The sequence below is a fragment of the Paraflavitalea speifideaquila genome, assembly GCF_032395985.1.
Lineage (GTDB): Bacteria > Bacteroidota > Bacteroidia > Chitinophagales > Chitinophagaceae > Paraflavitalea > Paraflavitalea speifideaquila.
The window spans coordinates 404,606-423,604 of record NZ_CP135920.1; the positions used below are offsets into that span (position 1 = coordinate 404,606).

The window sequence follows — 18,999 nt, forward strand, 5'->3', positions numbered from 1 at the left end:
ACAACACATACCCGCCTGGTTAAAAAATAAGTACCTGCTCACCTCCCTCGTGTTCGGTGTATGGATCTGTTTTTTGATGACCAGGATATTGTTACTACTCACTTTAAGCACAAGCACGAACTCCACAAACTGGAAGAAAGTCGTGATTATTTCCTGGGGCAGATCGAAAACACCAAAAAGAATTGGAACAATTAAAGTCCGATCCTGGCACCCTGGAGAAATATGCCCGCGAAAAGTATTGGATGAAAAAGGATAATGAAGACCTGTTCATCCTGCCCGAAGCCAAGCAGTAGTATATTTTTCTTTCCTATTTTTAATGTGCTGAATAACACTGATTTGAATGGTGGCGGTGCCAACCGTTAGGAACAGGGATCAACTGTATTGGTCAGTGCCCGGGTTGTTCCTGGCCGGTATGCCAGCTGCTCCTGGTTAGTATATTTCCTACTGTTATTTTTAAATTATTTTCTCTACCTTGAACCCGGATTTCGCAACTCCTCCCCAATTTCCTTATCCTATACAATAAGACAAACCCAACCAACGTTTATTACACGGACGGACTCCGAAATTGACTCTTTCGGACATTTTATAAGGACATAAATGGTTTTGCCTATGACTATTCTCTTTACACCAGAGGAGCTCATACAGTATTTGTATCAAGAAACCTCCCCAGAGAAAACCGCAGCAATCGAGACTGCCTTACAGGAAGACTGGACGCTTCGCGAAAAATTAGAAGTACTGAAAGCATCTGTAAAAAGCCTTGACCGGGTAGTTGAATCTCCCAGGCCACAGGTTATACTTAACATTCTGAACTATGCCCGTGAATCGGCTACAGAATCTGTTGAGTAAACAGGCGTTACAGCTTTTTAATTGATTGCCTGATTCTCTTCCCGTAATTTCGCCGTCATTCCAATAAAGAATGACCAGGAAAGAACGCTTCAGTTTTGTTATCAGCTATTTTCAGCAACATGCTCCCAATGCGGAGACGGAATTATTGTATGACAACCCCTACCAATTACTGGTAGCAGTTATCCTTTCAGCACAATGTACCGATAAAGGGTCAATATGACCACGCCGGCTATTTTTGAAAAATACCCGGATGCGGCCAGCTTGTCTAAAGCCAGTTTTGACGAACTCTTCCCGCTGATCAGGAGCATATCATATCCGAATAACAAAACAAAACACCTCATCGGCATGGCCAATATGCTGATGGATAAATTCAATGGCCAGATTCCCTGACCATTGAAGCGTTGGTGCAATTGCCTGGCGTAGGACGAAAAACAGCCAATGTAATTACCTCGGTAGTAGACCAGCAGCCAAATATGGCGGTTGATACCCACGTATTCAGGGTATCCGCCCGCATTGGTCTTACCCTGGGGGCTACTACTCCCCTGGCTACGGAAAAGCAGTTATTGCAGTTTATTCCCAAAGACCTGGTTTACATTGCCCACCATTGGCTCATACTCCATGGCCGTTATACCTGCATTGCACGTAATCCCAAATGTGATCAATGCGGACTGACGGAAGCCTGCAAATATTTTCAAAAGAATAAGGCAAAAGCTGCCAAATGATCACCCTGATGACCGCCTGCGGCACCCATTGCCGCCAACCTGACTATAATCCGCCAAAACTGCTTTTCCCCGTTGCCTTGTTGCCTTAATGCCTCGATGCCTTTATTTCATTGATTATCTGTATAATGTAAGTTAAAAAGGACTGCCGGCCGAACTTGCTATCACGCATGATACCAAGAATTGAAATACTGGTGCAACTTTTGTTTCTCTCTACGTGTTATTAATTTACCGTTAAATTCACCCCAATAACGGGGATAGCCAACCCTATTAAAATAGCTACTTTTACAATATCCAACCCGATCAACCGTCTACCTGATTATAGCGCAGAAAAACAAAAATGTTATTTACATGGACAAAACTTCTACACATAGTACCATTAATTCAGCCCTGTCCTTCAGGCCATTGATCAGGGCCCTGGAAAAGACCGTCCAGGAAGGAAGAGAGGGGTTGGCCAGTTGTATAAAGAACTGCTGGATAAAGTATATCAACAGCCGGAATTACTGGAACCCATCCGCGATATGGAATTGGTGGAAAAGCATAAACTGCTCATCGAGCAACTGATGTCTACCGTATTCCCCGTAACGCTTTCAGATAAATCAGATTACTATGGGGCTGGGGTACCTTTCCAGTTCCAGATGTTCTATGCTTCCCGCAAAATGCAGGAAGAATTTTTGGACAACAGTGGAAGCAAGATCAAAGCACCGGATTGTGATACCGACGACAGGATCCATATAGAAAAGATTACCGGCGCTTACCAGATGATCCTGAACCGGTTTTTAATGCCAATATTAATAATGGTGTTATGACCAGCGTGTATGAAGTGAAATGCCCCGATTCGGGCCTCACGATCTATACCGAACTGGAATTAGACGCCCGTTTTATTGAAGTAAGGGCCAAGGGTGAATTGCCCAGGCTGGACATTGATTGCAATGCCCATTGTCATGATGTGACTGATCTTATGCCGCTGGAAACATTGAAAGAATTGTTGCCCCTGGACCTGTTTGAGTTTGAAGGCATGATCATCCTTCGCCTGCGTGATGTAACCGAACGAGAGGTTTTGAATATTATTCGCAACCGCCTGCTGGACCTGCATACCTTTTCCGATTCCAATGTGTTCAATGAATTGCAGGCACAGGTACAAAACCTCATCGGTTTACCTGGTGTGTTTACGGCTGTTAAACCTTTCTTCCGGGTCAATAATCACCTGGTATTGTCTGAAGTGTACAGCAGTATCAGTGGTGCAGAACAGAAAGAACCTACACCCGAACAGTTGCAGTATATGTACCAGGCGGTGGTAAAAGCCTTTAAGCACAGTGGAAAGCCTTTGCTCATTTCGCAGATCAATGATGAGGCGGTGATCCGTTACCCTTCATCACCATGCTGGCCGAGCTGGGATATAAGAGTGCCATCATCTGCCCGCTATTGGCCGATAACCATGATATGCTGGGTGTGCTACTTATAGTAAGTGAAACAGCCGGTACTTTCAATACATCCCATATTGCTAAAATAGAGCCTGCCATCCCCCTGTTTAAACTGGCGATGGAAAAGAGCCAGGAAAACCTGGACCACCAGGTGGACCGGGTCATCAAAGATCAGTTTACAGCAGTACAGGATGCCGTAGAATGGCGCTTTACGGAAGAAGCCCTGCGTTACTTAACCCGTAAGAGCAAGGGGGAACAGGTAAAGATTGAGCCGATTGTTTTTCAGAATGTATACCCGATGTATGGTGCCATTGATATCCGCAATTCATCGGTAGAGCGTAACAATGCCATCCAGCTCGACCTGCTGGAACAATTGAACCTGGCTAAGGAGATTGTTCAGTTGGCGAAGAAAGAACATCCTTTTCCGCTGTTGGATGAAACTTCTTTTAAGTTGCAGAAGTTTGCTCATTCTGTTTCCAATATATTGTTTGCCGATGAGGAGATCGCCATCCTGCATTTTCTGCGGGTGGAGCTGATCAACCTCTTCAAGCACCTGCAATCCATATTGCCGGCCCTCAACAAGGATATCAACCGGTATTTTGAAGCGATTAATTCGCCGGTTGAAATGGTGTATCACCACCGCAAGCAATATGAGGACAGCATTACTACCATTAATAATGCGGTGGCCAGGTTCATAGACCGGGAACAGGAAGCGGCACAGAAAATATTCCCCATTACTTTGAGCGTTTTGTAACGGATGGGGTCGATTTCAATATTTACATTGGTCAGTCCATCAGCCCGGATAAGAAATTTGATTTCTTTTATTTGAAAAACCTGAAGATCTGGCAACTGAGTACATTGGCCAAGGCTGCCCGCCTTACCCACCGGTTGGAAAAGGAGCTGCCCCTGCGTTTGCAAACCAGTCAGCTTATATTGGCCCATAGTCACCCAATTTCCATCAGTTTCCGTACTGCCGAACGTAAGTTTGATGTGGATGGCGCCTACAATATCCGCTACGAGATCATCAAGAAACGGATTGACAAGGTGCATGTGAAAGATTCCAATGAAAGGCTTACCCAACCCGGTACCATTGCCATTGTGTATTCACAGCCACAGGAAGCACAGGAATACCTGGAGTACATTGAGTTTTTGCAAAATCAGGGATTGCTGAAAGGTGAGATCGAGAAGTTTGACCTGGAAGAACTGCAAGGAGTTAGTGGATTGAAAGGCCTGCGGGTAGCTATTAACCTCGAAGAGGAAACACCCCAGGAGCCTAAGAAAGAAGAAAAGAAATCTGCCCGTATTAGCAATTAAAATACCAGTACATCCCGGCCATACCTGTATGACCGGGATGTATATACCTTTACCTGCGGTATTAATTACAGTCCTCCGCTTTTGAAGTCGAAATCAAATTCAAACATTTTCTTCGGATGCATGCCCATTGCATTGGCAATGGTTACCACTGTAGCAATAGTAGGGCTGCTTTCTCCTACCTCAATTCTGTAAACTTGTTTGGGTTCAATACCTGCCTGGGCGGCCAGCGCCTCGCGGGAGAGTTTCTTGGCGGTTCTCAATCTTTTCAGGTTGGCGCCAAATGCTTTATTGTATGCTTCGTTACGGATATTCACGAGGTGAAGGTCTTATTTATGTGAAAATAAGTTGCGTCAATTTTGACGTAATGGTAATATTTTTCTCGGCTGTTGAACAGGTAAGGACCCTTGTGGGCATGTACAACCCGCCAGGGGCGCTATTTTCCCGGGGTATATGGAAATTTCAGAATAGTCCCTTTGCCATCAACGCCTTCATTAGAGATGAACATATCGCCATTGGGCGCAAAAGTAATACCTTCGGGTTGGGGAAACTGGTCGGGATTTAATCGCCAGGCGGCTTCAATTTTTCCATCCAGTGTGCATTGCAATATGGCTTTGCCTATGGATGCTACAATAAAAAGGCGGTTTAATAGGGGATGGATCGCGGCAGCCGAAGGTTTGAACTCGGCATTATTGTCTTTGAGGTGTGCATGGATCTCCTTGCGGCGGATCTCATATAATATAGTATCTGAAAACTGCAGGCTGTCCATGTCGAAAGTATAAGTAATTACTCCTTTTTGGTTTCCCGCTGTTCTTTCGACATCAATACCAGTTTCTTGAGATGGGGGTCATAGTAGAGGGTTTCAAACTCGATCTTTTTGTCGCGGGGAAACTCATATTCGTCTTCCGTATTGGATACGGCTACCGGCACCCGGTGAATATTGCCATTACTTTCCAATACATAATAATAGTTACCTACCATCACCACATCTTCATAGTCCCTTTTCCGGCCAAACTTGGTTACGGTGTAATCCCCTGTGGTACTATTGACCAGGAATACTTTACCATCCTCGTCATTAATGGCGGCAATCCGCGTATCGGGCAGGTAGCTCATACCCGATATTTCCAGTAATTCCTTATCCAGTACAATCACTTGTTTAGTGGCGGTATGATAGCCCGGTATGGCAGGCACGAATGATTTTCCTTGCCGGCTACATGCTGTAGAGGAGGAGGCCAGTAATATATACAACAGAAAAATGCAGTTTGTAACTTTCATAAAGACAAGGGCATTAAAGTGCAAAGTTGCCGATTAATTCTTCTAAATATACAATCTTTTATTGCTTAATTTAGACGGCTAAAGTAACCCAGGTATGTCGATGGACAGTCAAGCCTTACTGCAGGAAACCGAGCGTTTTGTGACTCATTTTTACGCTACCCGCGTAAAGCCGGATTTTCTGTTCCACAATATTGATCATACGAAGGATGTGGTGAAAGCTGCTACCCTGCTGGCCAATAATTACCAACTGCCCGAGAATGAAAAGTTGGCGGTATTACTGGCTGCCTGGTTCCATGATACCGGTTATTCCAGTGGTATTGCCCGCTGGCATGAGAAAAGGAGTAAAGAAGTGGCTGTTGATTTCCTGCAACAACACCAGGTAAACGGGACAATTATAGAAGAGGTGGGCGATGCCATTATGGCCACCCAATGGCCTCAGTGTCCTACCAACCTGTTGGAACAGATACTATGTGATGCCGACCTTTTTCACCTGGGTACGGACCAGTTTGATGAAAAGAACAAGTTATTGCGGAAAGAGTTGAATATTCTGTACGACAAAAAACTGGGCAAAAAGAATGGCGTCAAAAGAACATTCTTTTTCTTCAGCAGCACCGGTATTTCACCGACTATGCGCGTAAGAACCTGCAGCCTGTTAAAGACAGGCATTTGCAGGAACTATTGGCCAAGGATGGGGATGGAGAATCACAACAGCAAGAAGAACAACCTGCCCTTCTCAAGGCGGTGTCTGTAAAAGGAGGCGAAGTGCCTCACCATGCGGAAGCCAAAGCAGGGAAAGATAAACTAAAAGCCAATCGTACTGAAAGGGGTATTGCTACCATGTTCCGCATCATGTCGGAAAATCACGTTAACCTAAGCCAGATGGCCGATAGCAAGGCCAATATCATGATCTCGGTAAATACCATTGTGATGTCGATCATGGTATCTGTATTACTGGGCAAGCTCCAGTTTTATCCTGAGTTTATTGTGCCTACCATTATTTTATTGGCGGTTTGCCTGGGCGCCGTGGTATATGCCATCCTGGCTACCCGCCCCAATATCACCAAGGGTACTTTTACAGAAGAGGACATTAAGAATAAGAAGGTAAACCTTTTGTTCTTTGGCAACTTTTACAATATGTCGCTCCATGAATACGATTGGGCCATGAAGGAAATGATGAAGGACAATGAATACCTCAACAGCAGCATGATCAAGGATATTTATTTCCTGGGGTGGTATTGGCGCGTAAATACAAATTCCTGCGTATTAGCTATAATATCTTCATGTTTGGATTGATACTGGCCATCCTGGCTTTTGCGGTGGTGTTCTTTTTCTCCGAAAAGAATGTAACGGCCAATTAAGCGGGCCACAGCATAAAAGGAATGTCAGGCTGATTTTATCGAAGCCGATTTCGACAGGCATAGACTGACAGATGTGAGGTTACAAGGTTGTATCCTTCATTCAATGACATTGAATGAGCTTCTTTTAATTGGCCAATCCCAGTATTTCCCGCAGCTTCATCACCAGTTCGGTTTTGGTAATGGGAATACCCATGATCTTGTTATACCCCTTGGCGTCTACAAAGTACTGGTCGCGGATAATTTTAATCAACTGGCCATTATTGATCTCTGGGATCAGCACCTGGTCAAAATTCCTAAGTATGTCTCCAAGGTTTTTGGGAAGGGCCTCAGGTGCCTCAGATGGGCATGGCTTACTGCATATCCTTCGGTTTGTAATTCGGCTACTGCGCTTTTAATGGCGCCATAGGTACTGCCCCAGCCCAATACGAGCAGCTTACCTTTTTCCGGGCCACTGTCTAACTTTTGCTCCGGGATATAGTCAGCGATCTTATCTACTTTTTCCTGCCTGATCTTCACCATTAGCTGGTGATTGTCCGGATCATAACTCACATTACCGGTAATGTTCTGCTTTTCGAGTCCGCCAATACGGTGTTCCAGTCCTGGTGTGCCGGGAATGGCCCAGGGCCTTACCAGTTTTTCGTCACGCAGGTAGGGTTGGAATTGATTTTCGCCATGCCCCAGGTCAGTTTTGAACTTCACTTCAATCGGCGCCAGGTCATCACTTAGGGAAGCGCCAGGGTTCGGCGCCATTGGCAATGTAGCCATCACTTAGGAAGATAACCGGTGTCATGTGTTGTACAGCTATGCGTACGGCTTCATAAACGGCGGCAAAGCAATCACTGGGTGTGGAAGCGGATACGATGGGCATGGGGCATTCGCCATTACGGCCATAGTACGACTGTAGCAGGTCGCTTTGTTCGGTTTTGGTAGGTAAGCCAGTGGAGGGGCCTCCGCGTTGAATATTGCAGATCAGTAAGGGGATCTCCAGCATTACCGCCAGGCCCATTGCTTCGGCCTTTAAAGCCATGCCGGGCCCCGAGGTGGTAGTAACACCCAATGAGCCGCCATAAGCGGCCCCAATGGCTGCTGTAATGCCTGCAATTTCATCCTCGGCCTGGAAGGTTTTCACCCCAAAAGCTTTGTGGCGGCTTAGCTCATGTAGGATATCCGAAGCAGGGGTAATGGGATAGGAGCCCAGGAAGATGGGCAGTCCGCTTTTTGCGATGCTGCGATCAGTCCATAGGAGAGTGCCTGGTTGCCCATGATAGAACGGTACTCACCGGCGTCCATTTTGGCTTTCTCCACCCGGAAGGTGGTGGTAAAGGTTTCTGTGGTATCTCCGAAATTATAACCGGCCTGTAAGGCCCTGATATTGCTTTCCAGGATATCGGGTTTCTTACCAAATTTATCTTTAAAGAACTGGATGGTGTTTTCCATCTCGCGGTTATACATCCAGTATAAAAAGCCCAGTACGAACATGTTTTTGGCACGGTCCTTTTCCTTGGTGCCCATGGTGATATCTTTCAAAGCCTCCCGGGTCATTTTCGTTACATCCATCTGAATAAGCTCATAATTGCCCAGGCTGTTATCGGTTAAAGGATTGATGCCATCGGGATAATTGGCCAGTCGTAAGTTCTTGGCATCGAACCCATCGGTATTGGCAATGATCTTACCGCCTTTTTTTCAATGACTTGAGGTTGGCCTTGAGGGCGGCGGCATTCATGGCTACCAGTACATCACATTCATCGCCAGGCGTAAAGATGCGGTCGCTCGAAAAGCGAAGCTGGTAACCACTTACGCCTGGCAGTGTGCCTTGCGGCGCCCGGATCTCGGCAGGGAAATCGGGAAAAGTGGCCAGGTCAATACCCAGTAAGGCAGTATTGTTGGTGAATTGGCTGCCGGTCAATTGCATGCCATCGCCGGAGTCGCCGGCAAACTTGATCACCACATCCTGTAGTACTTCTTCTTTTCGACTCATAGGAAAATGTTGTAACTGTAAATTTAAGATAATTCATCAATCATGATCGGGAAAAGGTGGGGATTGCTATTCGGATCAGGAACGTGAGACGGCTTTGTTTCAGGTTTCACTTCTGACTTTTCACGACTTCCGCTTTCCGATTTCTCTTTCGCGTTTGACTTTTCACATCTCACGCATTTAAACAATCTTTAACCAAAACAATTTGCATTTGGGCCCTTCCCTGTTATAACTTAATAGTCATAAAATTTCCCCTCAACAAGTATGGAAACCAACAATGACGAAGGCGGTCCCACTGCCTTTTCGTCCTACCGCCCGCTCCTGCTTTTGCTGGTGCTGATGGCCTGTGCCAAATCAACCCGCCGAAGCGAAACCAACAACATTTTACTTAACCACCAATCCACGGTAAAGGTGGTGGAGAAACCAACTCCACCGGCTCCGAAGAAGAAAAGGAAGAAGATCTACCTCACCTTCGATGATGGCCCCAACAGAGGTACCCGCAAAGTGCTGGGTATTGTACAACAGGAACAGGTACCCGTTACTTTCTTTCTCATTGGCGAACACGTGTTTGCCAGTACCTCCCAACGCGCTACCTGGGATAGCCTGAGGATCGACAGTTCCATTGAGCTGTGTAACCACAGTCATACCCATGCATGGAAGAACCATTACAACAAGTTCTATGACCAACCCGATTCTGTAGTTAAAGATTTTAAGCGCTGCCAGGACAGCCTAGACCTTATCAATACCATTACCCGTACGCCGGGTCGCAATATCTGGCGGGTAGATACCCTGCGTTATACTGACCTTAGAAAAAGTGCGGCGGCAGCGGATTCCCTGCAGCAGGCCGGGTTTACGATCATAGGCTGGGACCTGGAATGGCATTATGATCATAAAAGCTTTTCGCTGAAGAATAAATCGGATGAACTGCTGCTGCAGATTGATAGCCTGTTTGCTGGTAATAAGACCAAGATACCTGAACACCTTGTATTGTTGGCCCATGACCAGGTATATGATGATCCCAATGATTCGTCCGAACTGCACCAGCTCATTAAAAGTTGAAAGCCCGGGATGAATATGAATTATTGGTGACGAGTAAGTATCCTGGGGTGAAGAAGGAGTGAGTCTTTTGCTTCGATAGGACCGGCAGTCGTCAATCGGCAGTCGGCAATCTTTTGCTTCGAGCCTTTCGATTCGATGGTATGGTGAATTGTTTGTAAAGAAAAACCCGGTCAGGCGAATGCCTGCCGGGTCTTTGCAAGGGGTACACAGACTACCATCACAATATAGCGTAAGCCGGTTCTTTTACCTGCGGAGCAATGTCATACACTGGCTTTAAAAGGCCATCTTTCAAACCATATACCCATCCGTGGATATGCGGGCGGGCGCCTTTTTCCCATGCCCGGCGGATGGTATCGGTCTTCGACAGGTTGATCACCTGTTGGCGAACGCTGAACTCGGACAAGAGGTTTACCTTGGCTTCCGGATCGGTCACGCTGTCAATCACCGAACGGTTGTCCTGGTAGGTGTTTTTGATATTGACCAGCCATTGATCCAGCAGTCCCAGGCTTTCATTGCCCAGGGCGGCTTTCACGCCGCCGCAGCCATAGTGGCCGCAAACGATCACATGTTTTACCTTCAGATGTATAACGGCATACTCCAATACACTCAGCAGGTTAATATCATTTTCTACTACCAGGTTGGCGATGTTCCGGTGTACGAAAATTTCACCTGGCTGGGTATTGGTGATCATATTGGCTGGTACGCGGCTATCGCTACAACCGATCCACAGGAATTCTGGTGTCTGGCCTTTTGACAGGCGATCAAAGAATCCGGGATCTTCCAACTGGGTTTCATAAGCCCATGCCTTATTTTCGAGGAGTAACTTTTCAAATGAGTTCATAATAAATTAGTTTTTGGATAAAACAAGTTCTTTCGGACTGGGATTGTTAAATCCCTGTTCCTTATACACGCTTTTCTTCAGCTCCACCGTAATGTTTTTCAGGGGTGCATGTTTTTGAAATCCTCTATTACTTCAATTACATCCTTGTCGATAAAGTCGGCCCTTGCTGCATCGATCAGTACATAAGAGTTTTCGGGTACTTCTTCCAACTTTCTTTTGATGATGGGTTTATTGAGGAAGGATACATCTTTCCGCAGGCGGAAGAGGTATTTGTTTTCATCGTTCACTACAAATACAGCCGATTTGAAATTGCTGCGCAGTACGAAGATCAACCCTACGCAACAGCCAATGAGGATACCCACCAGCAGGTCGGTAAACAGGATGGCTACCACGGTGATCACAAAGGGCAGGAACTGGTCCAGGCCTTTTTGTAGTACTTGAGGTACAATGCAGGTTTGGTGAGTTTATACCCCGTATAGATCAGTACGGCGGCCAGGGAAGAGAAGGGGATCAGGTTCAGCAATCCTGGTATGAGGGCCACACAGGCCAGCAACAATACACCATGGCTGATGGCTGATACTTTGGTTTTGGCGCCGGCATTTACGTTGGCCGAAGTACGTACCACCACTGAGGTAAGTGGTAAACCACCGATGAGGCCGGATACGATATTACCCACACCCTGTGCTTTCAACTCCCGGTTGGTAGGCGTTACCCGTTTGTAAGTGTCCAGTTCGTCCGATGCCTCAATGTTCAGCAGGGTTTCCAGGCTGGCCACAATGGCAATAGTGAAAGCGCTGGTCCATACGGTAAAATTGCTCAGAAACTGAGGTCCGGATGGGTAAAGAAGGAGAAAAACTCCTTGGGAGTACTGGCCATCGGGATAGACACCAGATGGGATGTACCCAGTGCCAGATCAGGTTTGTTGGCCTTGAGCCATTCATTGATGAGTACACTTAATACCACCACGATCATGGCGGAAGGTATAAGGCGTAATACTTTTGATTTGGTGGAAATCTTTTCCCAAATGATAATGATGACCAGTGAAAGCACACCAATAGCCAATGCTACCGGCATGATGTTCTTAAAGGCATAAAACACCTGGGTAAACGTATTCTTGCCATCGGGCTGTGCAAAGTTTTCATCGCCCTGAAATCGGCTTCATCACCTAGCAGATGAGGTATTTGTTTCAGGATGAGGATCACACCAATGGCCGCCAACATACCCTTAATAGCGGCTCCAGGGATATAGTCGCCAAGGATACCGGCCCTGACATAACCCAGGATCACCTGGATGATACCGGCCAGTACAACGGCTAACAGGAAAGCTTCATATACCTGTAATTTGGTAATGGCTGTCAATACGATGGTCGTCAGACCGGCAGCCGGTCCGCTCACACTCAAATGTGAACCACTCAGCGCTCCAATAACAATACCGCCTACAATACCACCAATAAGGCCGGCAAAGGGGGAGCACCTGATCCGATGGCAATGCCTAAACAGAGGGGCAGGGCCACCAGGAATACAACCACTGATGAGGGCAGATCGGCCCCGAGAGAACGTAAATAGCTTTTAGGCTTTTGCACCATAACAATAATTTAGAGAGAATGAGTTACGAATGTATATCAGCGTAATAGTAACTGCCGCTGAAAACGCGGTGATTACCATTGCATCGGCAACCAATACCTATCCTGTAACAGGAAAGGGGTTAACAATTAAGATTTGCTTGAAAGGTTAGTATAAACAGAGAAAGACTACGCTTTGGGAGGGGCGTTAAGAGTTCAAAGTGAACTATCTGTAATTTCTCTGTTTCGTGGATCTTATGGGCAAATAAAGGATCAATCCAGAAAGGATGTGCTAATGCAGGTCCTTCATGAATATATTCTTCGTTTACAGAGACTGGTTTGTTGGGTGCTTTTTCATCCGGGCCGGCAGGTGAACAGGGATTGTTCGTTTCCGGTGATTCTTCTTCATTGGTGGCAGACCAGGATGTTTTGATGGAGGAACCGGGTGCAGCATAAATAAAGAAGTTCATGCTGGTAAGCAGGAGCAATAGGAGCATCATGCCCACGGCGGAAAGACCTTCCGGGGAGTGACTACCTGGTATTTTTACTTGCCTGCTTCATAATCAATTTACTGACAATGCAAATATAACCCGCGAATGGGGGAATTGTTAGGTCGTTTGGTTTTTTTAACAATTTGATGACGCTGGCCAGACAGTTCTATTGCGGATGAACGATTTCTGGTTGTTGCTGCCATTAAAACGGTCAACTGGCAATATATTGTGTTGTTTTATAAACATTTACCAATTGCATAATTATTTGGAGCAAGAGGTAAATGGATTCATTTGTGACGAAAGCCAACAAGGTGTGACCTCTTGTTTACAGTTCAGTCGAATCTTCGGGCAGGTGCTCATATTCGCCCTTCCAGGCATAATAGCCAAAGATCATGAGGCCAAGGGCAATAGGGGTAAAAATGGTGATGATGATGACCCAGATCACCGGATTGTTGATGTCTTTTTTGCCAGCGGGGTCAATATGGGTAATGGCGCCCTGGACCAGGAAATAGATCACTACCGGGCCTATTAGCAGCCATACGAGTCCTAATATTTTCTTTAAGCTATTCATACAATTGGCTTTAATCAGTTACGTCTTTGTCAATTTTATTATTCAGGTAAATGGCCCCGATCACGAAACAAAGGGCAGCCACCCCTATGGGATACCAAAGTCCTACCAGGGGATCGCCGGGATAGGTAGTAGTCAATAATAGTCCAATAAAAGGAACCAGTCCACCAAATACGCCATTGCCAATATGGTAAGGCAAGCTCATGGAGGTATAGCGGATCTTGGTGGGGAACATTTCTACCAGGAAGGCGGCAATGGGGCCATATACCATGGTGACCAGTACGATCATGATCCACACCAGGAAAGTGAACCAGATGTAGGTGGAGGTATTGACTTGTTTATTGATGAGTATGGGATTGGGATTGTCGATGAATATACGTACTGCGCCTGCGTTGTTATCTCTAAGGGTATCACTAAATACCTGGGAATATTTTGATCCATTGGGTGTTTCATAGTGGGCAGTGCGCTGAACAATGGAACCTGATGCGTGCACCGATGTTTTCCTGTCCTCCTGTATGATCTTATTTTCAGTTTTAATCCATTCCTTAGAGTCCGTATCCTGCAGGAAGGTAGAGAAGATAGGACGATACAGCAATACGCCCAGCAGCATGCCGGTAAGCATGATCCATTTGCGGCCTATCTTGTCACTTAGCCAGCCAAAGAACAGGAAGAAAGGTGTGGCAAAAGCAATGGCCCACAGCATGATGGTACGGCTTTGTTCAAACTCAAGGCCGCATTTGGTTTCAAAAAGCTTTGGGCATAGAACTGGCCGGTGTACCATACTACGCCCTGGCCCATCACGGCGCCAAACAAGGCCAGCAGTACCATTTTAAAATTGGCTTTGTTGCGGAAGCTTTCTTTTAATGGATTGCTGGAGGTCTTGCCTTCTTTTTCAGTTTGCTGAATATGGGCGACTCCTCCATTTTCATCCTGATATAGATTGAAACGATGACCAGGAGAATGGATACCCAGAAGGGATAGCGCCAGCCACCCCAGGGGCGTTGAACTGTTCATCGGTCATGTTCATCTTTACCAGCATGATCACGCCAAGGGCTACAAAGAGGCCCAGGGTAGCGGTGGTTTGTATCCAGCTGGTGAAGTAGCCCCGCCTATTGGCTGGTGAATATTCGGCTACATAGGTAGCGGCGCCGCCATATTCACCACCCAGGGCCAGGCCCTGTACCAACCTTAAGGTCAATACCAGCAGGGGAGCAGCCAAGCCAATGCTTTTATAGTTGGGCACCAAACCAATGAGAAAGGTGGAGCCTCCCATTAATATAAGGGTGAGCAGGAATGTATACTTGCGGCCGATCATATCGCCGAGGCGGCCAAATACGAGGGCACCAAAAGGACGTACAATAAACCCTGCGGCAAAGATGGCCAGGGTACTCAATAGTGCGGCAGTGGAATTGCCTTCGGGAAAGAACTGGGTACTGATGGTTTTGGCGAGCATGCCGAAGATGTAGAAATCATACCATTCGATCATGGTGCCCACAGAGGATGCGATGATCACCTGACGGATAATGCTTGGGGAGCAGCAGTCGTTTGATTCATGCAGGGAAGATAATTTGAAAAGTTGGTAATTTGAATAACAATGTATGCAATCGTTCACGGAACAGTCTATCAATCTGCCGGAGTTTGTTATACAATCATCAATTTTTCCCTATAGGCATCCCCTTTAGGGCAATAAGTGGCAACGCTGCCGTAAATAATTTTCAAATTTTCACATTAGCTCATTTTCAAATTCAAACTGTTGTATTTTTAAGGCCCAAAAACAAGGAAAACGATCAGTCTATGTCTTATCCCTACCAGATCAGGTCAGCAGAGCAATACCAGGCAGCTTATAAAAGAGTGTGGATCATCCCGAAGAATTCTGGAGTGATGTAGCTTCTCAATTTCAGTGGCGCAAGCCCTGGGATAAAGTATTGGAGTGGGATTTTAAGCAGCCTACTATCAAATGGTTCAGTGGTGGTAAATTGAATATTACGGAGAACTGTATTGACCGTCACCTGGAAAAGCTGGGCAATAAACCTGCCATCATCTGGGAGCCCAATGATCCGGAAGAGTACCACCGGGTACTTACCTACCGTGAATTGTATAATAAAGTGGTACAGTTTGCCAATGTGCTGAAGAATAATGGTGTGCGTAAGGGCGACCGTGTATGTATCTATATGGGTATGGTGCCCGAACTGGCCATTGCGGTACTGGCCTGTGCAAGGATTGGCGCTATTCACTCCGTGGTGTTTGGTGGTTTCAGTGCACAAAGTATTGCGGACCGCTTGCAGGATGCCAAAGCCGAATATGTGATCACTTGCGATGGCGCTTACCGGGGTAGTAAAGAAATTCCTTTAAAGAGTGTGATAGATGATGCGTTGGTACAATGCCCGTTTGTAAAAGGGTAATTGTGTTAACACGCACACGTACCGCAGTATCTATGATCAAGGGCCGCGATGTGTGGTGGGAAGATGAAGTAAAGAAAGTAGAAACACAAGGCAATCCCGAATGTGCAGCCGAGGAAATGGATGCCGAGGATATGTTGTTCATCCTATATACCTCCGGTTCTACGGGTAAACCCAAGGGGGTGGTGCATACCTGTGGGGGATATATGGTATATGCCAATTACTCTTTCGTAAATGTATTTCAATACCAGTCTGGCGAAGTATTTTTCTGTACTGCCGATATCGGCTGGATCACCGGACATAGCTATATTGTATATGGTCCGTTGAGTGCCGGTGCTACCTCTCTGTTGTTTGAAGGGGTGCCAACTTATCCCGATGCGGGCCGTTTTTGGGATGTGGTAGACAAGTATAAAGTGAATACGTTGTATACGGCACCTACTGCCATCCGCAGCCTGATGGGCTTTGGTTTGGAGCCGGTGGAAAAGCATGACCTTAGTTCCCTGAAAGTATTGGGAACAGTAGGTGAGCCCATCAATGAAGAAGCCTGGCATTGGTATGATGAAAATATTGGTAAGAAGAAATGTCCCATCGTAGATACGTGGTGGCAAACTGAAACGGGTGGTATCCTCATTTCCAATATGGCCGGTGTTACGCCTGCCAAACCATCTTTTGCCACACTGCCTTTACCGGGTGTACAGCCCATACTGGTTGATGAAAATGGAAAAGAGGTAGCAGGCAATGGGGTGAGTGGTAACCTCTGTATTAAATTCCCCTGGCCTGGTATGTTGCGCACTACTTATGGTGATCATGAGCGCTGCCGCCTGAATTACTTTGCTACGTATGATAACTTATACTTTACGGGAGATGGTTGTTTGCGTGATGAAGCAGGCAACTATCGCATAACCGGCCGGGTAGATGATGTACTCAATGTAAGTGGTCACCGCATTGGTACCGCCGAAGTAGAGAATGCCATTAATATGCATACGGGTGTAGTAGAAAGTGCGGTGGTGGGTTATCCCCACGATATCAAAGGGCAGGGTATCTATGCCTATGTCATTTATCAGGGCAATTCGGATCATGATGATAAATTAACCCGTCAGGATATTGCACAAACTGTTTCCCGCATCATTGGCGCCATTGCGAAACCTGATAAGATCCAGTTTGTAAGTGGCCTGCCCAAGACGCGGAGTGGTAAGATCATGCGGAGAATACTACGTAAAATTGCAGAGGGGGAAACGGATAAATTGGGTGATACTTCTACCCTGTTGGACCCCGGCGTAGTGGAAGAGATCAAGAACGGAAAGCTGTAAAAGTGAAGATATAAAAAGAAAACCCCATGGCTGGAGTGGTTATGGGGTTTTCATAGAGACGGAAACATTGGCCGTTTTCTAATTACCAATGTAATATGGATTATTCTATCTCCCAATATTTATTGGGTTCTTCAAGGATATCAGGGTTCCACAATTATGTGCGATATTCATGCCAGAATCGGCGGCAATTCATTCCCTGATAAGGAATTTAATCAGTCCCAAGATATTGCTCCGTAAATATACCCACCCTTTCCATGAGACTATTACGTAAGGCAATATGGACGCTTGTTATCCTGTTTGTATTGCTCAATACATTGGCCATATTTCATGCCTGTAAGTTCACCTACTTTTACAACAACGGTAAGGCTACTATAAAGAAGCCGGAACAGTTGAGCACCTGGGAGAAAACAAAAGTGCTGCTGCTGGGTGTTCAAAATCCCAAGTCGGTTAATAAGGCCGTACCCCGCATACCTTATGACACGGTTTCTTTATTGACCGAAGATCAGTTGCGGTTGCGGGGCTGGTACATGCGCAATAAGGAGGCCCGGGGTACTGTGATTTTATTCCATGGTCATGGTTCGTCGGGTGCAGGGATATTAGAAGAAGCCTATTACATGCACAGCCTTGGATACCATACGTTGGTGATTGATTTTAGGGCGCATGGTAATAGTGAAGGGAATGTATGTACGATTGGTTATTTTGAGGCGGCCGATGTAAAGGCGGCTTATGATTATATCCGTAAAAAGGTGAAAAGAACCTTGTATTGTGGGGCGTGTCATTGGGCGCGGCCACTATTACCCGTGCCATTGCGGAATATGGGGTGAAGCCTGAAAAAGCAATACTGGAGTTGTCTTACGGTACGCTGCAGGATGCTGCGAAGGGAAGGATACGTACGATGGGACTGCCGGAGCAACCTATTGCGGGATTGCTCACCTTTTGGGGAGGTGCGGTACGGGGGTTCTGGGCTTTTGGCCTTAAGCCTTCGGTTTATGCCCAACAGATGGATTGCCCTGTTTTGGTGCAACATGCTGCCAAGGACCCGCGGGTAACGCTGGTGGAAACAAAAGCGATCTTCAAAAGCATTCCCCACAACCGCAAATTGCTGATCGTATATGAAACAGCCAAACACGAATCGTTGTGTAAACGGGAGCCAGAAAAATGGAAGCGGGAAATAAAAAACTTTCTATTTCAGTATTAACGGCGTACAATTACTTTGGTGCCAATGGGTAGATAAGTTTCCAGCTCATCCAGGTCATCATTCTTCAGGGCTATGCAGCCATTGGTCCAGTTGGTAAAATCATCCACTACTATATTGTCATTAGGCCAGGTTCCGTGGATGGCGATGCCGCCGCCTATTTTGGCGTTTTGGGAATAACACCCCTTGCTTTGCGTTGATTGAACCTCTCTATGCTTTCCTGGGTGGGGAAGTCGAGCATCAGCATCTTATGCCATTTTTGGTGGGGTTTCTTGGAAATGATCCTGAAAGTACCTTCGGGCGTTTTGCGGTCGCCCTCTACCATTTTATCGTTGAGGTCTTTATTGCCAAATACTACGGGGTAGGTGGCATACCAGCCTTCCTCATCATATACCTGCAGTTCGTAGTCCGATTTGTCTACAATAATGTACACGACACCGGTGGGCTCATTGTGGAAGAGCCGTTTCATGATTACCCGGGTTTCGATGGTTTTAAAGTCGGCGAGGCCTGCACCTGCAAAAAGGATCAGTGCAACGAGGTATTGGCGTTTCATGGTAAGCTTGGTTTGTGTAGAGACCAGGCGATGGTAAGCTGTTTTGTGATTAAATAGTGATGAACAGGTTCAAGACCTTACAAAATAACGTATATGGAAATAAAAATATTTTTC

The 18,999-nt window shown here is 46.2% G+C and carries 37 protein-coding genes; 16 read left to right on the forward strand and 21 right to left on the reverse strand.

The features are described 5' to 3' along the window. Window positions 1–60 precede the first annotated feature (60 nt). From RS881_RS02830 to RS881_RS02870, 9 genes are all read left to right on the forward strand, one after another. Entirely contained in the window at window positions 61–195 is a 135-nt protein-coding gene (locus RS881_RS02830) for a hypothetical protein (RefSeq protein WP_315819700.1), read from the forward strand. After that, window positions 183–293, forward strand: a complete 111-nt coding sequence (locus RS881_RS02835) for a hypothetical protein (RefSeq protein WP_315819701.1) — start codon at window positions 183–185, stop codon at window positions 291–293. The genes RS881_RS02830 and RS881_RS02835 overlap by 13 nt, the downstream gene beginning before the upstream one ends. Before the next feature lie 623 nt (window positions 294–916). Next, complete coding sequence (locus tag RS881_RS02840; protein WP_315819702.1) at window positions 917–1,066, forward strand: hypothetical protein; 150 nt, start codon at window positions 917–919, stop codon at window positions 1,064–1,066. After that, window positions 1,063–1,236 (forward strand): endonuclease III domain-containing protein, encoded by a 174-nt coding sequence (locus RS881_RS02845; protein ID WP_315819703.1) that lies wholly within the window; start codon window positions 1,063–1,065, stop codon window positions 1,234–1,236. Before RS881_RS02840 ends, RS881_RS02845 begins: the two co-directional genes overlap by 4 nt. A 14-nt stretch (window positions 1,237–1,250) precedes the next feature. Continuing rightward, complete coding sequence (locus RS881_RS02850) at window positions 1,251–1,568, forward strand: endonuclease III domain-containing protein (protein WP_315825005.1); 318 nt, start codon at window positions 1,251–1,253, stop codon at window positions 1,566–1,568. 455 nt (window positions 1,569–2,023) lie between these two features. Then, a complete protein-coding gene (locus RS881_RS02855; RefSeq protein ID WP_315819704.1) occupies window positions 2,024–2,374 on the forward strand; it encodes a hypothetical protein in 351 nt (116 codons plus the stop codon). Then, entirely contained in the window at window positions 2,371–3,030 is a 660-nt protein-coding gene (locus tag RS881_RS02860) for a hypothetical protein (protein WP_315819705.1), read from the forward strand. The genes RS881_RS02855 and RS881_RS02860 overlap by 4 nt, the downstream gene beginning before the upstream one ends. Beyond that, on the forward strand, window positions 2,946–3,743 hold the full coding sequence (locus RS881_RS02865) for a hypothetical protein (RefSeq protein WP_315819706.1): 798 nt from the start codon (window positions 2,946–2,948) through the stop codon (window positions 3,741–3,743). Before RS881_RS02860 ends, RS881_RS02865 begins: the two co-directional genes overlap by 85 nt. 71 nt (window positions 3,744–3,814) lie before the next feature. Beyond that, window positions 3,815–4,303 (forward strand): hypothetical protein, encoded by a 489-nt coding sequence (locus tag RS881_RS02870; RefSeq protein ID WP_315819707.1) that lies wholly within the window; start codon window positions 3,815–3,817, stop codon window positions 4,301–4,303. Between the two features lie 65 nt (window positions 4,304–4,368). Here RS881_RS02870 and relB read toward each other — a convergent pair whose 3' ends face one another. From relB to RS881_RS02885, 3 genes are all read right to left on the reverse strand, one after another. Continuing rightward, window positions 4,369–4,617: a type II toxin-antitoxin system RelB family anti-toxin gene (gene relB, locus RS881_RS02875; protein WP_315819708.1), complete on the reverse strand. Its 249-nt coding sequence runs from the start codon at window positions 4,615–4,617 to the stop codon at window positions 4,369–4,371. A gap of 119 nt (window positions 4,618–4,736) precedes the next feature. After that, window positions 4,737–5,069 (reverse strand): YjiK family protein, encoded by a 333-nt coding sequence (locus RS881_RS02880; RefSeq protein WP_315819709.1) that lies wholly within the window; start codon window positions 5,067–5,069, stop codon window positions 4,737–4,739. Between the two features lie 17 nt (window positions 5,070–5,086). Beyond that, a complete protein-coding gene (locus tag RS881_RS02885; RefSeq protein WP_315819710.1) occupies window positions 5,087–5,548 on the reverse strand; it encodes a YjiK family protein in 462 nt (153 codons plus the stop codon). 127 nt (window positions 5,549–5,675) lie between these two features. On the opposite strand from RS881_RS02885, the gene RS881_RS02890 reads away from it, so the two are divergent. Together RS881_RS02890 and RS881_RS02895 are read left to right on the forward strand one after the other, a co-directional pair. Continuing rightward, entirely contained in the window at window positions 5,676–6,326 is a 651-nt protein-coding gene (locus RS881_RS02890; protein WP_315819711.1) for an HD domain-containing protein, read from the forward strand. A gap of 11 nt (window positions 6,327–6,337) precedes the next feature. Continuing rightward, on the forward strand, window positions 6,338–6,868 hold the full coding sequence (locus RS881_RS02895; protein ID WP_315819712.1) for a Pycsar system effector family protein: 531 nt from the start codon (window positions 6,338–6,340) through the stop codon (window positions 6,866–6,868). A 189-nt stretch (window positions 6,869–7,057) separates the two neighbouring features. Here RS881_RS02895 and RS881_RS02900 read toward each other — a convergent pair whose 3' ends face one another. The 5 genes from RS881_RS02900 to RS881_RS02920 are packed head-to-tail and all read right to left on the reverse strand — an operon-like array spanning window position 7,058 to window position 8,911. Next, window positions 7,058–7,213, reverse strand: a complete 156-nt coding sequence (locus RS881_RS02900) for a hypothetical protein (RefSeq protein WP_315819713.1) — start codon at window positions 7,211–7,213, stop codon at window positions 7,058–7,060. Continuing rightward, window positions 7,207–7,683: a hypothetical protein gene (locus RS881_RS02905; protein ID WP_315819714.1), complete on the reverse strand. Its 477-nt coding sequence runs from the start codon at window positions 7,681–7,683 to the stop codon at window positions 7,207–7,209. The genes RS881_RS02900 and RS881_RS02905 overlap by 7 nt, the downstream gene beginning before the upstream one ends. Next, on the reverse strand, window positions 7,652–8,158 hold the full coding sequence (locus RS881_RS02910; protein WP_315825006.1) for a hypothetical protein: 507 nt from the start codon (window positions 8,156–8,158) through the stop codon (window positions 7,652–7,654). Before RS881_RS02910 ends, RS881_RS02905 begins: the two co-directional genes overlap by 32 nt. Then, complete coding sequence (locus tag RS881_RS02915) at window positions 8,083–8,601, reverse strand: 2-oxoacid:acceptor oxidoreductase family protein (RefSeq protein ID WP_315825007.1); 519 nt, start codon at window positions 8,599–8,601, stop codon at window positions 8,083–8,085. The genes RS881_RS02910 and RS881_RS02915 overlap by 76 nt, the downstream gene beginning before the upstream one ends. A 1-nt stretch (window position 8,602) precedes the next feature. Next, the gene (locus RS881_RS02920) at window positions 8,603–8,911 is read right to left on the reverse strand and encodes a 2-oxoacid:acceptor oxidoreductase family protein (RefSeq protein ID WP_315819715.1); all 309 of its coding nucleotides are present in this window, start codon (window positions 8,909–8,911) and stop codon (window positions 8,603–8,605) included. A 261-nt stretch (window positions 8,912–9,172) separates the two neighbouring features. On the opposite strand from RS881_RS02920, the gene RS881_RS02925 reads away from it, so the two are divergent. Next, window positions 9,173–9,967 (forward strand): polysaccharide deacetylase family protein, encoded by a 795-nt coding sequence (locus tag RS881_RS02925; protein ID WP_315819716.1) that lies wholly within the window; start codon window positions 9,173–9,175, stop codon window positions 9,965–9,967. Window positions 9,968–10,184: 217 nt separating this feature from the next. On the opposite strand, the gene RS881_RS02930 is transcribed toward RS881_RS02925, so the two are convergent. The 11 genes from RS881_RS02930 to RS881_RS02980 form a co-directional block, all read right to left on the reverse strand. Next, the gene (locus RS881_RS02930) at window positions 10,185–10,808 is read right to left on the reverse strand and encodes a carbonic anhydrase (protein ID WP_315819717.1); all 624 of its coding nucleotides are present in this window, start codon (window positions 10,806–10,808) and stop codon (window positions 10,185–10,187) included. Between the two features lie 98 nt (window positions 10,809–10,906). Continuing rightward, a complete protein-coding gene (locus RS881_RS02935; protein WP_315819718.1) occupies window positions 10,907–11,209 on the reverse strand; it encodes a hypothetical protein in 303 nt (100 codons plus the stop codon). Then, window positions 11,206–11,583: a SulP family inorganic anion transporter gene (locus RS881_RS02940; RefSeq protein ID WP_315819719.1), complete on the reverse strand. Its 378-nt coding sequence runs from the start codon at window positions 11,581–11,583 to the stop codon at window positions 11,206–11,208. The genes RS881_RS02935 and RS881_RS02940 overlap by 4 nt, the downstream gene beginning before the upstream one ends. 41 nt (window positions 11,584–11,624) lie before the next feature. After that, window positions 11,625–11,882, reverse strand: coding sequence for a hypothetical protein (locus tag RS881_RS02945; protein WP_315819720.1), 258 nt, complete (start codon window positions 11,880–11,882; stop codon window positions 11,625–11,627). Continuing rightward, a complete protein-coding gene (locus tag RS881_RS02950; RefSeq protein ID WP_315825008.1) occupies window positions 11,873–12,307 on the reverse strand; it encodes a SulP family inorganic anion transporter in 435 nt (144 codons plus the stop codon). Before RS881_RS02950 ends, RS881_RS02945 begins: the two co-directional genes overlap by 10 nt. Continuing rightward, the gene (locus RS881_RS02955) at window positions 12,244–12,393 is read right to left on the reverse strand and encodes a hypothetical protein (RefSeq protein ID WP_315819721.1); all 150 of its coding nucleotides are present in this window, start codon (window positions 12,391–12,393) and stop codon (window positions 12,244–12,246) included. Before RS881_RS02955 ends, RS881_RS02950 begins: the two co-directional genes overlap by 64 nt. Before the next feature lie 119 nt (window positions 12,394–12,512). Continuing rightward, window positions 12,513–12,869, reverse strand: a complete 357-nt coding sequence (locus tag RS881_RS02960) for a hypothetical protein (protein ID WP_315819722.1) — start codon at window positions 12,867–12,869, stop codon at window positions 12,513–12,515. Between the two features lie 316 nt (window positions 12,870–13,185). Continuing rightward, complete coding sequence (locus tag RS881_RS02965) at window positions 13,186–13,431, reverse strand: DUF6814 family protein (RefSeq protein WP_315819723.1); 246 nt, start codon at window positions 13,429–13,431, stop codon at window positions 13,186–13,188. A gap of 10 nt (window positions 13,432–13,441) precedes the next feature. Continuing rightward, on the reverse strand, window positions 13,442–14,131 hold the full coding sequence (locus tag RS881_RS02970) for an MFS transporter (RefSeq protein WP_315819724.1): 690 nt from the start codon (window positions 14,129–14,131) through the stop codon (window positions 13,442–13,444). Further along, complete coding sequence (locus tag RS881_RS02975; RefSeq protein WP_315825051.1) at window positions 14,077–14,442, reverse strand: hypothetical protein; 366 nt, start codon at window positions 14,440–14,442, stop codon at window positions 14,077–14,079. The genes RS881_RS02970 and RS881_RS02975 overlap by 55 nt, the downstream gene beginning before the upstream one ends. Continuing rightward, window positions 14,354–14,941, reverse strand: coding sequence for an MFS transporter (locus RS881_RS02980; RefSeq protein ID WP_315819725.1), 588 nt, complete (start codon window positions 14,939–14,941; stop codon window positions 14,354–14,356). Before RS881_RS02980 ends, RS881_RS02975 begins: the two co-directional genes overlap by 89 nt. 340 nt (window positions 14,942–15,281) lie before the next feature. Between RS881_RS02980 and RS881_RS02985 the strand changes: the two genes are divergently transcribed. The 4 genes from RS881_RS02985 (at window position 15,282) to RS881_RS03000 (ending at window position 18,335) form a co-directional block, all read left to right on the forward strand. After that, the gene (locus RS881_RS02985) at window positions 15,282–15,830 is read left to right on the forward strand and encodes an AMP-binding protein (protein WP_315819726.1); all 549 of its coding nucleotides are present in this window, start codon (window positions 15,282–15,284) and stop codon (window positions 15,828–15,830) included. Window positions 15,831–15,832: 2 nt separating this feature from the next. Beyond that, on the forward strand, window positions 15,833–17,137 hold the full coding sequence (locus RS881_RS02990; protein ID WP_315819727.1) for an acetate--CoA ligase: 1,305 nt from the start codon (window positions 15,833–15,835) through the stop codon (window positions 17,135–17,137). Between the two features lie 254 nt (window positions 17,138–17,391). Continuing rightward, window positions 17,392–17,961, forward strand: a complete 570-nt coding sequence (locus RS881_RS02995) for an alpha/beta hydrolase (RefSeq protein WP_315819728.1) — start codon at window positions 17,392–17,394, stop codon at window positions 17,959–17,961. Beyond that, the gene (locus RS881_RS03000; protein ID WP_315819729.1) at window positions 17,910–18,335 is read left to right on the forward strand and encodes an alpha/beta fold hydrolase; all 426 of its coding nucleotides are present in this window, start codon (window positions 17,910–17,912) and stop codon (window positions 18,333–18,335) included. Before RS881_RS02995 ends, RS881_RS03000 begins: the two co-directional genes overlap by 52 nt. Here RS881_RS03000 and RS881_RS03005 read toward each other — a convergent pair. Further along, window positions 18,332–18,493: a L,D-transpeptidase family protein gene (locus RS881_RS03005; protein WP_315825009.1), complete on the reverse strand. Its 162-nt coding sequence runs from the start codon at window positions 18,491–18,493 to the stop codon at window positions 18,332–18,334. The genes RS881_RS03000 and RS881_RS03005 overlap by 4 nt on opposite strands. Then, window positions 18,490–18,885, reverse strand: a complete 396-nt coding sequence (locus tag RS881_RS03010) for a L,D-transpeptidase family protein (protein WP_315819730.1) — start codon at window positions 18,883–18,885, stop codon at window positions 18,490–18,492. The genes RS881_RS03005 and RS881_RS03010 overlap by 4 nt, the downstream gene beginning before the upstream one ends. Window positions 18,886–18,999: the final 114 nt, after the last annotated feature.

What these genes read in the sequence shown, in the direction of transcription:
- RS881_RS02960 (WP_315819722.1), bottom strand. Translation starts at nt 12,869, where the DNA reads ATGATGCTCCTATTGCTCCTGCTTACCAGCATGAACTTCTTTATTTAT.
- RS881_RS02975 (WP_315825051.1), bottom strand. Translation starts at nt 14,442, where the DNA reads ATGAACAGTTCAACGCCCCTGGGGTGGCTGGCGCTATCCCTTCTGGGT.
- RS881_RS02860 (WP_315819705.1), top strand. Translation starts at nt 2,371, where the DNA reads ATGACCAGCGTGTATGAAGTGAAATGCCCCGATTCGGGCCTCACGATC.
- RS881_RS02890 (WP_315819711.1), top strand. Translation starts at nt 5,676, where the DNA reads ATGGACAGTCAAGCCTTACTGCAGGAAACCGAGCGTTTTGTGACTCAT.
- RS881_RS02970 (WP_315819724.1), bottom strand. Translation starts at nt 14,131, where the DNA reads ATGCTGTGGGCCATTGCTTTTGCCACACCTTTCTTCCTGTTCTTTGGC.
- RS881_RS02930 (WP_315819717.1), bottom strand. Translation starts at nt 10,808, where the DNA reads ATGAACTCATTTGAAAAGTTACTCCTCGAAAATAAGGCATGGGCTTAT.
- RS881_RS02920 (WP_315819715.1), bottom strand. Translation starts at nt 8,911, where the DNA reads ATGAGTCGAAAAGAAGAAGTACTACAGGATGTGGTGATCAAGTTTGCC.
- RS881_RS02840 (WP_315819702.1), top strand. Translation starts at nt 917, where the DNA reads ATGACCAGGAAAGAACGCTTCAGTTTTGTTATCAGCTATTTTCAGCAA.
- RS881_RS03010 (WP_315819730.1), bottom strand. Translation starts at nt 18,885, where the DNA reads ATGAAACGCCAATACCTCGTTGCACTGATCCTTTTTGCAGGTGCAGGC.
- RS881_RS02945 (WP_315819720.1), bottom strand. Translation starts at nt 11,882, where the DNA reads ATGCCGGTAGCATTGGCTATTGGTGTGCTTTCACTGGTCATCATTATC.
- RS881_RS02830 (WP_315819700.1), top strand. Translation starts at nt 61, where the DNA reads ATGGATCTGTTTTTTGATGACCAGGATATTGTTACTACTCACTTTAAG.
- RS881_RS02925 (WP_315819716.1), top strand. Translation starts at nt 9,173, where the DNA reads ATGGAAACCAACAATGACGAAGGCGGTCCCACTGCCTTTTCGTCCTAC.
- RS881_RS02905 (WP_315819714.1), bottom strand. Translation starts at nt 7,683, where the DNA reads ATGGCGCCGAACCCTGGCGCTTCCCTAAGTGATGACCTGGCGCCGATT.
- RS881_RS02965 (WP_315819723.1), bottom strand. Translation starts at nt 13,431, where the DNA reads ATGAATAGCTTAAAGAAAATATTAGGACTCGTATGGCTGCTAATAGGC.
- RS881_RS02880 (WP_315819709.1), bottom strand. Translation starts at nt 5,069, where the DNA reads ATGGACAGCCTGCAGTTTTCAGATACTATATTATATGAGATCCGCCGC.
- RS881_RS02955 (WP_315819721.1), bottom strand. Translation starts at nt 12,393, where the DNA reads ATGGTGCAAAAGCCTAAAAGCTATTTACGTTCTCTCGGGGCCGATCTG.
- RS881_RS02865 (WP_315819706.1), top strand. Translation starts at nt 2,946, where the DNA reads ATGCTGGCCGAGCTGGGATATAAGAGTGCCATCATCTGCCCGCTATTG.
- RS881_RS02845 (WP_315819703.1), top strand. Translation starts at nt 1,063, where the DNA reads ATGACCACGCCGGCTATTTTTGAAAAATACCCGGATGCGGCCAGCTTG.
- RS881_RS02995 (WP_315819728.1), top strand. Translation starts at nt 17,392, where the DNA reads ATGAGACTATTACGTAAGGCAATATGGACGCTTGTTATCCTGTTTGTA.